This is a genomic window from Croceicoccus mobilis (assembly GCF_001661965.1).
Taxonomy (GTDB): domain Bacteria; phylum Pseudomonadota; class Alphaproteobacteria; order Sphingomonadales; family Sphingomonadaceae; genus Croceicoccus; species Croceicoccus mobilis.
Window position 1 is genome coordinate 198,751 of the sequence record NZ_LYWZ01000002.1, and the last position, 13,345, is coordinate 212,095.

11 protein-coding genes are annotated in these 13,345 nt (G+C 59.0%); 4 read left to right on the plus strand and 7 right to left on the minus strand.

Annotated elements, in window-relative coordinates:
- Positions 1 to 235: 235 nt before the first annotated feature.
- Positions 236 to 943, plus strand: coding sequence for a TetR/AcrR family transcriptional regulator (locus A9D13_RS01230; protein ID WP_082922012.1), 708 nt, complete (start codon positions 236 to 238; stop codon positions 941 to 943).
- Positions 944 to 1,038: 95 nt separating this feature from the next.
- Here the strand turns inward: A9D13_RS01230 and A9D13_RS01235 are convergent, their stop codons facing one another.
- Genes A9D13_RS01235 through A9D13_RS01245 form a run of 3 tightly spaced genes read right to left on the minus strand, consistent with a single transcriptional unit; the run spans position 1,039 to position 4,838 of the window.
- Positions 1,039 to 2,136 (minus strand): enoyl-CoA hydratase/isomerase family protein, encoded by a 1,098-nt coding sequence (locus tag A9D13_RS01235; protein ID WP_066768961.1) that lies wholly within the window; start codon positions 2,134 to 2,136, stop codon positions 1,039 to 1,041.
- A 10-nt stretch (positions 2,137 to 2,146) separates the two neighbouring features.
- On the minus strand, positions 2,147 to 3,649 hold the full coding sequence (locus A9D13_RS01240; RefSeq protein WP_066768963.1) for a CoA-acylating methylmalonate-semialdehyde dehydrogenase: 1,503 nt from the start codon (positions 3,647 to 3,649) through the stop codon (positions 2,147 to 2,149).
- A 31-nt stretch (positions 3,650 to 3,680) separates the two neighbouring features.
- On the minus strand, positions 3,681 to 4,838 hold the full coding sequence (locus A9D13_RS01245; RefSeq protein ID WP_066768970.1) for an iron-containing alcohol dehydrogenase: 1,158 nt from the start codon (positions 4,836 to 4,838) through the stop codon (positions 3,681 to 3,683).
- Positions 4,839 to 4,960: 122 nt separating this feature from the next.
- Here A9D13_RS01245 and A9D13_RS01250 point away from each other — a divergent pair, with 122 nt between their 5' ends.
- Together A9D13_RS01250 and A9D13_RS01255 are read left to right on the plus strand one after the other, a co-directional pair.
- On the plus strand, positions 4,961 to 5,917 hold the full coding sequence (locus tag A9D13_RS01250; RefSeq protein ID WP_082922024.1) for a LysR family transcriptional regulator: 957 nt from the start codon (positions 4,961 to 4,963) through the stop codon (positions 5,915 to 5,917).
- A 96-nt stretch (positions 5,918 to 6,013) separates the two neighbouring features.
- A complete protein-coding gene (locus A9D13_RS01255; RefSeq protein WP_066768975.1) occupies positions 6,014 to 6,859 on the plus strand; it encodes an alpha/beta fold hydrolase in 846 nt (281 codons plus the stop codon).
- A gap of 102 nt (positions 6,860 to 6,961) precedes the next feature.
- On the opposite strand, the gene A9D13_RS01260 is transcribed toward A9D13_RS01255, so the two are convergent.
- The 4 genes from A9D13_RS01260 to A9D13_RS01275 all read right to left on the minus strand — a co-directional run bounded on the left by A9D13_RS01260 (position 6,962) and on the right by A9D13_RS01275 (position 11,974).
- Entirely contained in the window at positions 6,962 to 7,861 is a 900-nt protein-coding gene (locus A9D13_RS01260; protein ID WP_066768976.1) for a fumarylacetoacetate hydrolase family protein, read from the minus strand.
- Positions 7,862 to 8,007: 146 nt separating this feature from the next.
- Positions 8,008 to 9,030, minus strand: a complete 1,023-nt coding sequence (locus A9D13_RS01265) for an MBL fold metallo-hydrolase (RefSeq protein WP_066768977.1) — start codon at positions 9,028 to 9,030, stop codon at positions 8,008 to 8,010.
- Positions 9,031 to 9,155: 125 nt separating this feature from the next.
- On the minus strand, positions 9,156 to 10,796 hold the full coding sequence (locus A9D13_RS01270) for an AMP-binding protein (protein WP_066768978.1): 1,641 nt from the start codon (positions 10,794 to 10,796) through the stop codon (positions 9,156 to 9,158).
- A gap of 44 nt (positions 10,797 to 10,840) precedes the next feature.
- Positions 10,841 to 11,974, minus strand: coding sequence for an aromatic ring-hydroxylating oxygenase subunit alpha (locus A9D13_RS01275; RefSeq protein WP_066768982.1), 1,134 nt, complete (start codon positions 11,972 to 11,974; stop codon positions 10,841 to 10,843).
- Positions 11,975 to 12,422: 448 nt separating this feature from the next.
- On the opposite strand from A9D13_RS01275, the gene A9D13_RS01280 reads away from it, so the two are divergent.
- Positions 12,423 to 13,298, plus strand: coding sequence for an SDR family oxidoreductase (locus tag A9D13_RS01280; RefSeq protein ID WP_066768983.1), 876 nt, complete (start codon positions 12,423 to 12,425; stop codon positions 13,296 to 13,298).
- The last annotated feature ends 47 nt before the right edge of the window (positions 13,299 to 13,345 follow it).

A 13,345-nucleotide genomic window follows, 5' to 3' on the forward strand; every position in this document is an offset into this window, starting at 1 on the left:
GCAGTTTTCAGTGTCGGCACAGCCAACCAGCCTATCACGGCTTCCTCGATCACAGAGCGACCTTGTCACTACCCGGATCTAAACGCTTGCAATCCACCCCCGCATCGTCAAACCTAAAGTTTGATTGTACGTACAGCTATTTTCTACGTATAGCAAGCCTTGCCGAGTTTATCGTCGTTGTTTGTACGGTTGATTTGGAGCAATCTTCCATCCATTGAGGGCAAAAGGATGATTGATGCCGCGCAAAAGAGTTCCTCGCCCGAGTAGCGAGCTCACCCGCAAGAGAATCCTGAGTGAAGCGGAGCGGCTGTTTTCCGCCTCCGGTTACGACGGTGTTTCCATGCGCCAGATCGGCACTGCGGCGGAAGTGCCGTTCGCCTTGGTGACCTACCATTTCGACACCAAGCTGGGTGTCTATCAAGCGATCTTCGATCATCGTATGTCGCAGTTTCAGGCTCAGCGACACGATCTGCTGCAAAAGGTGGAAATCCAGCCTGACATCTATCAGACCTTCCTCTTGATCGCGGCGGCATTCGTCGGCCCGATGATGACGCTGAGCAACATGCCGAACGGCAAGCCGTTTGCGCAATTGCTTGCGCGCGAGATCTTTGATCCGAATGAAGCCGACCGCGGCGTGGTTGCAAAGCACCTTGATCCACTGGCTGAAAAGACGATGGCGCTCCTCCAGAAAGCCGCGCCGAAAGCATCGAAAGCGCAGATCGCACGAGCCTACCACTTCGCTACAGGCGCCTTGGTCGTAAATCACGCGGGGAGCGAGCGTTTGAAGCGAATTACCGGGTTGAAAAACAGCGAGCTAAAATCGGGAGACCCGACTGACCAACTGGTGCATTTCATTGCCTCCGGACTTGTAGCTGCACTGCGCCCGGAGATCTTGGCGGAAAAGACCGCCATCCCCGTCACCGTCGAATCTGGCCGCACATGATGCGGACAGCTTTTTCAAGCACACGTCCGCAATTGCCCTGGCCACTTTCCTTCCGCAGACCCATTGCTCCAACACGACGGTACGCACGGATTCGGTTATCCGTTTGCCTGACTGGAGGAAGGCGTTAGTTCCGCCGAGCCTTCAAACGGTGCCAACAGCGCATCAATATCAGACCGGCTGACATCCGCGATATTGGCCGGCTGCCAGCTGGGAGATTGGTCTTTGTCGATCAGGATCGCCCGTACGCCTTCGGCGAAATCGTGCCCCCCGACGATCCGCACCGCCATGCGGAAATCATCAGCCAGAACGCGCTCGATAGTTTGACCGCGTCCCTCCACTATGCGCCGCCATGTAGCCCGCAGACTGGTGGGTGATGCGCGTTCGACGACCGAACAAGCCTCGGCAATCCAACCTGCAGTCGAAGCTTCAGTGCGAAGCTGTGCAACAACCGCATCGAGATCGTCGTTTCCGAAGATTTCGTTGATCTGGTCTATCTGAGGGGCTAGGTTACCAGCCGGCAGCGTTGCCGAGTGCCTGTTCAACGTGGTTTCGACCACCGAGGCGTCGATCAACGGCTCCTTCGCCAAAGCGTCCATCAGTGCATCGAAATTAGCCTTGAGCACGTGATGCGTCGCCAGCCCCACGGCCAGTGCATCGGCGGCTCCGAGGTGCGGACCGATCAGCGCCAGATACCTGCCCACCGCGCCTTGGCAACGATTGAGAAACCAGGTGGCGCCGACATCCGGAAACAGGCCGAGGATGGCTTCGGGCATGGCCAGCCGCAGATCCTCGCTGACTACGCGGTGGGAGCCGTGCATCGAAAGGCCCAGCCCCCCGCCCATAGCAATGCCATTGATCAGCGAGATGAACGGCTTAGGATAGGAGTTGATGCGGTAGTTGACCCCATACTCCGTCCCGAAGAACGCGCGGCCAAGCGCCATTCGTTCCTTGGGATCGGCAGGCGCGCCGATCGTCCGCACGTCACCGCCGGCACAGAACGCGCGCTCGCTTACGCTGCGCAGCATGACAGCATCTACGTCGCTGTCATGCGCCCAATTCGTCAGAATGGTATCGAGCCGCTCCACCATTGCGCGATTCACGGCATTCAGCGCCTTAGGACGATTGAGCGTTAGAATGCCAAGCCGCCCACGGATTTCCGCCCCGACTTCATGTTCGGCTTGCTGATCGTTCATTCGCCGCCTCCTACTTCAACGTCGGCATGACGAATTCCGCGCCTTCGCGGATACCCTTCGGCCAGCGCAGGGTCGCGGCCTTCAGCCGGGTGTAGAAGCGCACGCCTTCGGGGCCATGCATATGGTGATCGCCGAACAACGATCGCTTCCAGCCGCCGAACGAATGGAAAGCCATCGGAACCGGGATCGGCACGTTGACACCGACCATGCCGACCCGGACCTGCCCCATGAATGCCTGCGCCGTGTCGCCATCTCGCGTAAAAATGGAAGTGCCGTTGCCGAATTCGTGGGCATTGACGAGATCCAGCGCTGCCTCGAAACTTTCCGTCCGTACGACCGAAAGGACCGGCCCGAAGATTTCTTCTTTGTAGATCCGCATGTCCGGCGTGACATTGTCGAACAGGGAACCGCCGACGAAGAATCCGTTTTCGTACCCCTGGATTTTCAGACCGCGTCCATCGACGACGAGGTCCGCACCTTCGGATACGCCGATATCGACGTATCCCAGAACCTTTTCAGCATGTTCCCGGGTGATAAGCGGCCCCATCTCCGCCTCGTCATCCGTACCCGCTCCAACCTTCAGCGTGCGCACCTTGGTTGCCAGCCTTGCAACCAGCGCATCCGCCGTCTCCTTGCCCACAGGCACGGCAACCGAAATGGCCATGCAGCGTTCGCCGGCCGATCCATAAGCGGCACCCATCAACGCGTCGACCGCCTTGTCGAGATCGGCATCGGGCATGATGACCATGTGGTTCTTTGCCCCGCCGAGTGCCTGCACGCGCTTGCCCGCCGAGGAGCCCCGGCGATACACATATTCGGCGATCGGCGTCGAACCGACGAAGGATACCGCCTCGATATCAGGGTGATCGAGGATCGCGTCGACGACCGGTTTGCCGCCGTGAACCACCTGGAAAACGCCGTCTGGCAATCCCGCCTTGGCAAGGAGATCTGCGATTTCGTTGGCCAGGCTCGGATCGCGTTCGGAAGGCTTCAGGATGAAGCAGTTGCCGCAGGCGAGCGCAACCGGGAACATCCACATCGGAACCATCGCCGGGAAGTTGAACGGGGTTATCCCCGCAACGACACCGAGGGGTTGGCGGAATGAGACCGCGTCGATGCCGTTGCCGACCTGCTGCGAATATTCACCCTTCATCATCTGCGGAATGCCGCACGCAAACTCGACGACTTCAAGCCCGCGGATCACCTCACCCTTCGCGTCAGAGTGCACCTTGCCATGTTCGGCGGTAATGATACCGGCGAGCCGGTCGAGATCGCGTTCGATCAGGTCGCGCAGCTGAAACAGCACGCGCGCCCGCACGTGCGGCGGTGTCGCCGCCCAAGCCGGGAATGCATCCTTTGCAGCCGCGACCGCAAGGTTCACCTCCTGCTCTCCACCAAGGACAAGCTGTGCGGAAACTTCGCCGGTTGCAGGGTTGAATACGTCCGAGCGGTTATCACTTGCGCCCGCATCGTACCCATAGATCACATGTTCGATCACATTGGCTTTGGTCATGAAGACTCCTGAATTCTGATTGTCCTGACGTTCAGACCCAGGCTTCGCGGTAAAGCGCCTGAATTTCGTCAAGATTGGGAATTCGAGGGTTGTTGGCCGGCGACCCGGAGGCCAGTGCCTGTTCCGCCATGATCGGCAGCAGTTCGTTCCAACGAGCCTCGTCGATGCCGTAACTTTTCGGCGTGGGCACGCCGAGGTCGCGATTAACCACGCCAAGCGCCTCAACCATGTGACCGACAGCATCCTGATCGCCCTCCGCCGGACCAGTCACCCCCATCGCCCTGGCGCAGTCGGCATAGCGGGACAGCGCGGCGGGCGCCGACCAAGCGGTTACGACGGGCAGCAGCATGGCATTGGAAAGGCCGTGCGCCACATGGAAATGCGCGCCGATCGGCCTGCTCATTCCGTGAACCAGCGCAACCGAAGCGTTCGAAAAGGCAATACCTGCCTGCAATGAGCCGATCATCATCGCTTCGCGAGCGTGGCGATCGCCCGGATTTTCACACACTCGGCGCAGATTCGGCCAGATCGCCCGCATCGCTGCCAGCGCCATGCTGTCGGAAAACGGGCTTGCAAGTTTGGAGACGTACGCCTCCATCGCGTGGGTCAACGCATCGATGCCCGTATCGGCGGTCAGCCGCGCTGGTTTCGAAAGTGTCAGTTCGTAGTCGACGATGGCCAGCGTCGGCAGGTAGGCAAGCCCTGCGCAGAGCATCTTTTCATCATTCGCTTCGTCGGTGATGATCGTAAAGCGGGTCGCCTCCGATCCGGTCCCCGCCGTAGTCGGGATGGCGATAATGGGTAAGCCCGGCTCATTTTCCTGGTGTGGAGCCTTGCGTTGCCGCATCGTGCCCCCGCGCGAACCAAGGATCGCAACGGCTTTTGCCGTGTCGATCGGGCTTCCGCCACCGAACCCGATAACGCAATCGTGATCACCTTCTTTCAGGAGATCGACCGCCGCATCGACCGCAGCGACCGTGGGATCGGGAACAACCTCGGTGAACGCCCGTGCGGCAATGTCCGCACGCTTCAGGATGTCCAGCAACCTGTCCAAAGCCCCGCTGCCTGCCAGGAATTCGTCGGTCAGAATAACCGGTGAACTCAGGCCCAGCTGGCCCAGTGCCTCCGGCAATTCGTTGATGGCACCACTGCCGATACGCATGGCGCGGGGGAGCATGATAGAAGCCAAGACCTTGTCTCCCTTTTCTTTCAGCCAGCAATTGACTGCATCTTGACCACAGCCCTATCATCGACAAATCAACACGAAAATAATCAATATGGCGCAAAATCTGTGCAGGATTGAACATCAAGATGTCTGCCTTCAACTGGAACGACTTGCGCTTCTTTCTCGCCGTCGCGCGCTCGCGCACCATCTCGCTTGCCGGGCGACGGACGGGGTCCGACCATGCAACGGTGAGCCGCAGGATCACCGCGCTCGAAGCGGCGCTGGGCCTCAAGTTGTTCGAGCGCAATCCGCGTGGCTACAACATGACGCAGCATGGCGAGGCGCTACTGGAGATGGCAAGTGCGATCGAAGCAGAGGCGGTGAAGATCGATGAGACCGCCTCCGGACAGCAGCACGGGCTGACAGGAGCGGTGCGGATCAGCGCGCCGGAAGGGTTCGGCAACTTCTTTCTGGCATCGCGTATCGGGGAGCTTGCGACTGCCCATCCGCAGTTGTCGCTGGAAATGATCACCATTCAACAGATCGTGGCACTGTCACGGCGCGAGGCGGACATCGCCATCACGATGGCATTGCCGCAGACCGGCAATATCGTGCAAGAACACCTGACCGATTACCGCCTGTTCGTATATGCCTCAGCCGATTACCTTGCTGGTGCCCGGCCGATACGCACGCGCGACGATCTGGGCGACCATCCCTTTATCGGCTACGTCGACGATCTCATCTTCACGCGCGCGCTGAACTACTTGCCGGAGATCAAGCCGCACCTTCGCGCGCGGCTGCAGAACAGCAGCCTGCAAGCGCAGCTTAGCGCGACGATTTCCGGTTTCGGTCTGTGCGTGCTGCCCGATTACGTGGCCCGAAATGCGCCCGAACTGGTGGCTGTACTCCCCGATGAGGTGTCGCTGATGCGGTCCTACTGGATGGTTGCCGACGCCGATGTCGCGGAAAGCGGCCCTGTCCGGTTGACCAGGCGCTTCGTTCGCAGCCTTTTAGCCGAAGCGGACGATTTCTTCACGCGCTGGCCGAACAGCACTTACCCGCCAAATACTCTTGCCGAAAGCTCGGGCTGCGCATCACGATAAGCGAAGGACATTCAAGTGCCCCCGGTCAAACCTTCAGACTCATCGACCGCTCGACTTACCGGTACGGGTCTAATTCCCGGTTTCGACCGCGTCAGGTTGCCCGGCGACGGCATTACCGTCGATGCGCTCGTGGGCGGAAACGGCCCACCTCTGCTGCTCCTGCATGGCTATCCGCAAACCCGAATGATCTGGCGAATGGTGGCACCGTCACTGGCTGAACATTTCACACTCGTCATGCCAGATCTGCGCGGATACGGTCGCTCGGACAAGCCCGCCGGCGATGGCACCCATCTTCAATATTCGAAACGCCAAATGGCACGGGATCAGATCGCTACGATGTCCGCCCTCGGCCACGACAAATTCTTTGTGGCAGGGCACGATCGGGGGGCACGCGTGGCTTACCGGCTTGCACTCGACAGCCCGCAAGCTGTCCGGAAATTGTGCGTCATGGATATCCTGCCTACGGTTGATGTATATAACGCCGGACCTCAGACGGGGTTCGACATGTATCACTGGTACTTTCTGGCCCAGCCCGCGCCCCTTCCCGAAACGTTGATCGCCGGAAGCGGCGATCACTACATTCACCGCAAGTTCCAGCAATGGAGCGGCGAGAACTTCAATTTTCCCGAACCAAGCATGGCCGACTACATCGCGGCGTTTCGGAACCAGGAAACGCTGCGCGCATCATGTGACGATTACCGGGCAGGCTGGCACGTGGATCGCATTCTAGACGCGCAAGATCGCACCGTCGGGCGGCAGATCAAGGCGCCGACGCTGGTCCTTTGGGGGCGTGAAGGGACAGTCGCAAAGGCAGAGCCTATGACGGTCTGGCGAAAGTGGTGCAAAGATATAACCGGCCAGTCGGTAACCGGCGCCCATTTCGTACCGGAGGAGGCCCCGCGAGAAACGAGCGACGCCCTGATGTCATTCTTTCGCGAATGACCACGTGGTCTTCGCAAAGGCTGACCCGCGGTCTTATCCATTCGACCGACAGCCGTGTTTTGATTCGGGTGCGCTCGCGATCGCGAGACGCGCTCCGCTCTATCAGCCCCGGTTGTCGGCAATGATCCGGTTGCGGAGTGCCCCGATTCCTTCGATTTCCAGTTCTACGAGGTCCCCGATCGCGAGCTTGCGATCCAGCTCGAACCCGCACCCGCTCAGCACAGTGCCCGATCCAATGATCTCGCCGGCCCTGATCGGATAATCGGCACTGAGGCCAATGAGTGCGTCTTCCCACTTGTGGAACATCGAGCCGGTGGTGCCGCGGGTCCACTCTTCACCATTGATCCGCGCAGTCATCGCGAGATCGTAGATGTCGTCAAACTCGTCCAGCGTGGCGATGCATGGACCAAGGCCGTTCGCAAAATCCTTGCCCCCGCCAGGCCCAAGGCCGCATTCCATGAAAGGCAGCTGAAGATCGCGGGCGGACCAATCGTTGAAGATCGTCAGACCGAAGATATGATCGCGCGCCGTATCGGGCGTGATGTGGGTTGCGGTCCGCCCCACCACACAGGCCCATTCCAGTTCGTAGTCGATCCAGTTCGAACGCGCCGGCCAGGGAAGCTCGGCTTCCGGGCCGTAGATGTCGAGGTGGTTCGCGTTATAGTAGATGATCTGACGCCGGAATTCCTCGTGCATCGTCTTCCCGATCTTGCCGAGCGCAATTTCCATGTGTTCGTGAAACAGGCTTGCATCGCGAAGGCGGATAGGGCGGGGCAGCGGGCTGAGCAGCTTCGGGCTCTCAACCACATCTTCTGCCGGGCAATCCGCGATCAACGCGCGCACGTTGTCCCACGCCCTGTCACCTGCTTCGATAAGCGCCTGCATAGAGTCAGGCACCGGGCGATTCGCGCGAGTGCCCGCCGATGCGAGATCCAGCACACCACCATCGACCAAAGCGCCGATTTTTTCGTCATTACCGAATTCGAATGTGACCAGGCGCATTTTTGGACTCCATTTCATACCTGCATCGGACAGGCCAGATCAGGGAGAGGGCAGGAAACCTTCCCTGCAGCCTCACCCCCTGTTTCCCCATCGTCAGGGAACAAGGTTGTCACGCCGCGCGATGGCTGCCGGCGCGACGAGTAAGTTCAATGCTTGCAGTCGGCACCGTGCTGGCACGAGGCGTCGTGAACATGCGAACCTTCCAGTTCGAGGTTTTCCTTGCGCTTGGCATAGCGGCTAAGCGCACCGAAAACGCCGACGAAGTCGTCAATCGTCTCTGTGCTTCCAAAGGTGCGGTAAAGGTAATTGACCGTACCAACCATGCGTTCGGGCGAAATCCATTCGTCAAATGGCGACGATAGTGCGAGATCGAATGCGGCTTCCTCTACAGACAAACCCGCATCAAAACGCTTGCGCGTTTCATCGCGGATTGTGACGAGGTATTCGCGAAACGTACGAACACCCTGCTTGTCCGTCACCGGGCCATGGCCGGAGACAATGGTATCGACATCAAGCGACAGCATCTTGTCACAGGCTGCTATCCAGCCTTCGATCGACCCGGCCCAGATGGCAGGATGAACGCCAAGGAAAAGCAGGTCGCCGGTAAAGACGACCCTGTCTTCGACGGAATGCACCAGCGTATCCCCGGCAGTGTGCGCGGGGCCGACGTTGTACAGCTTGACCGTCTTGTCCCCGACGGAGAGAGTTGCTTCGCTATCAAATGTTTCCGTCGGCGGGGTCAGAACGATCCCGCTGTAATCGAACAGGTGATTGCCCATCACCTTGGCGATGTACCGCCCACCTTCGCTGTCATCGTTGTCGATCAGGCTTTGCAGATATTCAGGCTTTACCTTGAAGAATTCGTCCGCTGTGGCCTGCGAGGCAACAATTCTGGCACCGTCGACCAGCTGGTTGCCGTATGTATGATCGATGTCGGCGTGCGAATTGACCAGAACGTCGATCTTCTTCGCCGCCGGAACCGCATCCGCCATGGTCGTCAGCATCTCGTCGGTCAGGCCCAGAGTCATGAGCGTGTCGACCAGCATCGAATTTTCGCCATCGGAGATCAGACCGGCGTTGCTCATCCCCCAGATACCGTCCGGTTGGACATAGGCATAGGTATTGGCACCGACCTGAAATAGGCCTTTTTCGTATTTGCCTGGAATCACGTCATTCTCCTCTTCGGCCCGGTGTCTGCTCACGAATCGACATACCGCACCTAATATTTTTTGTACGTACAATCAAATAACAGGCGTCCGAACTCTGGTCCTGTGCGAAAGATTGCGTTGAAGTGCTATGCCGGTGGGACGAGTCGTCCGGCCGCGTCGCGAAGAATTGCTTTCTGGACCTTGCCTGTCGACGTCTTTGGCAGCTCTTCGAACGAGAACACTTTGGGGACCTTGAATGCGGCCAGGCGTTCCCTGCAGAATTGCTGCAATTCCGACGGTTCGGCTTTTTCGCCCGCGCGCAGTTCGATGAATGCACAGGGCACCTCGCCCCACTTCTCATGAGGCATGGCAACAACCGCTGCGACGGAAACTGCGGGATGCTTGTGCAAAACATCCTCGACTTCCAGCGAAGAGATATTCTCCCCGCCGGAAATGATAACATCTTTCGACCGGTCGGTGATGCGTACATAACCGTCGGGGTCGACGACGGCGATATCCCCCGTATGAAACCAGCCCCCACCAAAAGCCGCGGCGGTGGCTTCGGGATTGTTCAGATATCCTAGCAGCGTGGCGTTTCCGCGAAACATGATTTCGCCTTGCGTTTCGCCGTCGGCCGGCACCGGCTCCATCTTTTCAGGATCGAGAACGCACATCGCTTCCTGAGAAACCATGGCCATGCCCTGCCGCGCGTTGAGGCGCGCACGATCCTCGACCGGCATATCCGCCCAGCCCGGCTGCTTCACGCAGACGGCAGCAGGTCCGTACACTTCGGTTAGGCCATAGACGTGGAGAAAGTCGAACCCCATCCGATCCCCCGCCTCTATCAACGCGCTTGGCGGTGCGGCGCCCGCGATCATGCAGTCGACCCGGCTGGACAAAACCCGTCCGCGTCGCTCAAGTTCATCGACCAACATCGAATAAACGATTGGCGCGCCGCACATATGCGAAACGCCATGCAATTCGATGAGATCCACGACGCGAGCCGGTTCCACGCGCCGGACGCAGATATTGGTGCCACCCTGAATCGCCACCGCCCAGGGGAAACACCATCCGTTGCAATGGAACATCGGCAGCGTCCAGAGATACACCGGATTTTGCGGCATCGACCAGGTGACGATCTGCGACAGAGCATTAAGATGCGCACCGCGGTGATGCGTCACCACGCCCTTGGGGTCGCCCGTGGTCCCCGACGTATAGTTGAGCGAAATTGGCTCGCACTCGTCTTCGGGCAAGTCGGCCTCGAAATCGTCCGAACCTTCCGCAAGCAGCCTCTCGTAATCCGTCGCCCCGATCGCCTGACCCGCGCCGTCATAAGTTTCGTCGAGAACGTCGATCACAAGCGGCGGATCTTCGAAATCGCGCAAAGCGCTAGCCACGAGTTCGCTGAATTCGCGATCGACCAGCAGGACGCGCGCACCGCCGTGGCGAAGCTGAAATGCGATTTCCGCCGCCTTCAGCCTCGTATTAAGTGTATTAAGGATCGCCCCTGCCATGGGGACGGCAAAATGCGCCTCGTACATCGCGGGAATGTTCGGCGCGATCACCGCGATAACATCGCCCTTACCGATCCCGCGTCCTCGAAACGCCGACGCCAGCTGCCGGCACCTCCGGTAGGTTTCACTCCAAGTCTGGCGCAGGTCGCCATGCACGATTGCGACGTGATCGGGGAAGGCCAAAGCGGTGCGCGGGAGGAACGATATCGGAGATAGCGGGGTAAAATGCGCCTTGCGTGCATCTCCTGCCGTCGGGGCATGGGCGATGTTCATCTACACCTTCTCCTCATGACGATGTCCATGTGACAAACCCGCCTTCACTCCGCTGCGGATACCGCCAGTTCGGCCTCGATGATACTCCTGAGATGTCGCCTGACTTTCAGCGAGCCTTCATCCGCCTTCGACGAGATTTCGCCTTTTGCACTCATCCTGTCGGCGATCTTCTCGATCTGCTCCAGCCAACCCACGTCTTCCCTTCGCACCCGGTCGGTCTGAGCGATCAGCCGCGCCGAAAGACTTTCATCGTCCGGATGATAATCCCGCGTCACCACGTTGAAGTAATGTGTCGAATTCTCGGTTTCCGGCGTGATGAGATGAACGAAATTCAGCTTTGCGATGGACTCGCCGGGCTGATCGCCGTCGACAAGCTCGTTCGCCCAGGGACCGGACGAATTGATGACCGCCGGACTGTAGAAATCCGTGAGCAGCGCGGCATACACGGGCTGCCCCACGATCATCGGCATCGTATCACCAATGACGGTATCCGGCTTTGCCACAAAGTTGGGAACATAACGCCCGACTCGGAACCGATCGCTCTTCCGGTCGAACATCGGCGGAATCATCGCCAGCCCGCCTGCACCTGGCAGCGAGTCGACATGAATGAAGGCGATGTGCGACAGGTCGAACAGGTTGTCGACCAGCAATGGCGCGCGCGCCTGCATATGCAGCCGCTCCGCAACCGCAGTCGTCCAGCCGTCAGATGCATCGGATAGCCCGATGTCTGTCAAATCGGGGATATCGACCTCACCTGCCCCTTCCACAGAGCCGGTCCAGATCCACACGAACGGCCCATCCTCCCGAACGGGATAATGTCGCAAGCGCGCATGGGGTGACGGTGCCCCGCCGGTAGGCACATGCACGCAGCGGCCGTCCTCGCCATATGCATAGCCGTGATACGGGCAGACCAGCCGGCCATCCACAATTTTCCCTTCATCGAGCGGCATGAAACGATGGACGCAAAGATTGGAAACAGCGGTAGCCTTGCCGCCCTCGCCGCGAAAGAAGATCACGCGCTCGCCGAAGATCGTCCTCGCCAAAGTCTGACCTTCGACCAATTCGGATTTGTAAGCGCCTACGTACCATTGTTCTTTCGGATAGAACCGGCTTGCCTGAAGCGGATAGATCTCATCAGATTTTGCCACGGCTCTGCCGAGGTTGACCGGAACAGACATCTCAACTCCCAATATATTCTTCACGCGGCCGCGACACGGATGCTCAGCGACTTTTCATAAACAGGATAAGGTCGGCAACATGGTTGTGCAACATTTTTTGTTCGTACGCGCAAGACAATAATCGATCTTAGTCCACACTCGCACTGCACGATAAATCGCCGATGCCAGAGGCACCGCCCTACCCCTCGCGAGTACCCGGAGCGTACGTGCAGTTCGCCTGCGCACTGGCGACGACAAGAGACACGATCCAGGTTGGACACTTTCCCACCCACATCCTCCCGAAGTTGCGGAAAGTGGCACCCCGCTTTTTCGCATCGGTCGGAATATTCGCTCCACACAGGATAATCGGACATGATAAAGTAGTTGTACGATCAAGCAAATAATTTGACGGATCGGGGGACTTGAGAGACAACCATCGAGTAGCCAAAAGCAAATTTCAGAGAATTCAATGACTAAACCAGCGATCGCCGTTATTGGCGCCACCGGACTGACAGGCCAGCAGCTGATCGGCGCCCTTGTCGGGCGCGGCGTGCACGTGCGTGGCATAACCCGACAGGCACGGCTGATGGGGCCGATTGCCGATCGGATCGAAGTCCGTCACGGCGATTGCCGGAACGTCGAATCCTTGGTTGCAGCGTTTGCAGGAGCCAACGCCATACACTATATTCCGCCTTCCCTCGATCCAGGCGATCCGGACTACGCGCGCAATATTATCGAGGCAGCGGGAAAGGCGGGTGTGCGGCGCATCGTCTATCACTCGGTTATGCACCCGGCGACGCCGGACATGCCGCATCATTTCCGCAAGTCAAAAACAGAACAGCTACTCCGCCACTCGACGCTGGATTGGACGATCATTCAGCCAGGGATGTATTCCCAGACCGCGCTGGCATTCTTCGACCATGAGACCGCCGAATTGATGCCCTCCTTCGACATCACCAAGCCCTTCACACCGATACACGAACGCGATCTGGCCGAGGCCGCCGCAATGATCCACACGAACGAAGGCCATTCCTTTGCCACGTACGAACTGGCCGGCACGGAATTACTGACCTTTGTGGAAATGGGGAGCATCCTGTCGGACATCCTCGGCAGGCAGGTGAAGACATACAAGGCCGATCCGGACAAGCTGGCGGCATTCGTTGCCAAGGCACGCGGTTATACGCCGGGGCAAGTTCGCGAACTCAAGCTGATGTTCGAGCATTATGATGGTCATGGCCTGGCCGGAAACGGCAATGTCCTGCGCATGGTTCTTGGCCGCGAACCCTCGGATTTTTCCACGGCCATGCACGAAAGCCTCCACACTCGATCAACCGACGCGGGGTGAAGTGCAATAGGCGCCCACCATCGCAAAGTGATAATGGACGCCTTCGC

What these genes read in the sequence shown, in the direction of transcription:
- A9D13_RS01260 (WP_066768976.1), bottom strand. Translation starts at nt 7,861, where the DNA reads ATGCGCCTGGTCACATTCGAATTCGGTAATGACGAAAAAATCGGCGCT.
- A9D13_RS01280 (WP_066768983.1), top strand. Translation starts at nt 12,423, where the DNA reads ATGACTAAACCAGCGATCGCCGTTATTGGCGCCACCGGACTGACAGGC.
- A9D13_RS01230 (WP_082922012.1), top strand. Translation starts at nt 236, where the DNA reads ATGCCGCGCAAAAGAGTTCCTCGCCCGAGTAGCGAGCTCACCCGCAAG.
- A9D13_RS01240 (WP_066768963.1), bottom strand. Translation starts at nt 3,649, where the DNA reads ATGACCAAAGCCAATGTGATCGAACATGTGATCTATGGGTACGATGCG.
- A9D13_RS01275 (WP_066768982.1), bottom strand. Translation starts at nt 11,974, where the DNA reads ATGTCTGTTCCGGTCAACCTCGGCAGAGCCGTGGCAAAATCTGATGAG.
- A9D13_RS01270 (WP_066768978.1), bottom strand. Translation starts at nt 10,796, where the DNA reads ATGAACATCGCCCATGCCCCGACGGCAGGAGATGCACGCAAGGCGCAT.
- A9D13_RS01235 (WP_066768961.1), bottom strand. Translation starts at nt 2,136, where the DNA reads ATGAACGATCAGCAAGCCGAACATGAAGTCGGGGCGGAAATCCGTGGG.
- A9D13_RS01250 (WP_082922024.1), top strand. Translation starts at nt 4,961, where the DNA reads ATGTCTGCCTTCAACTGGAACGACTTGCGCTTCTTTCTCGCCGTCGCG.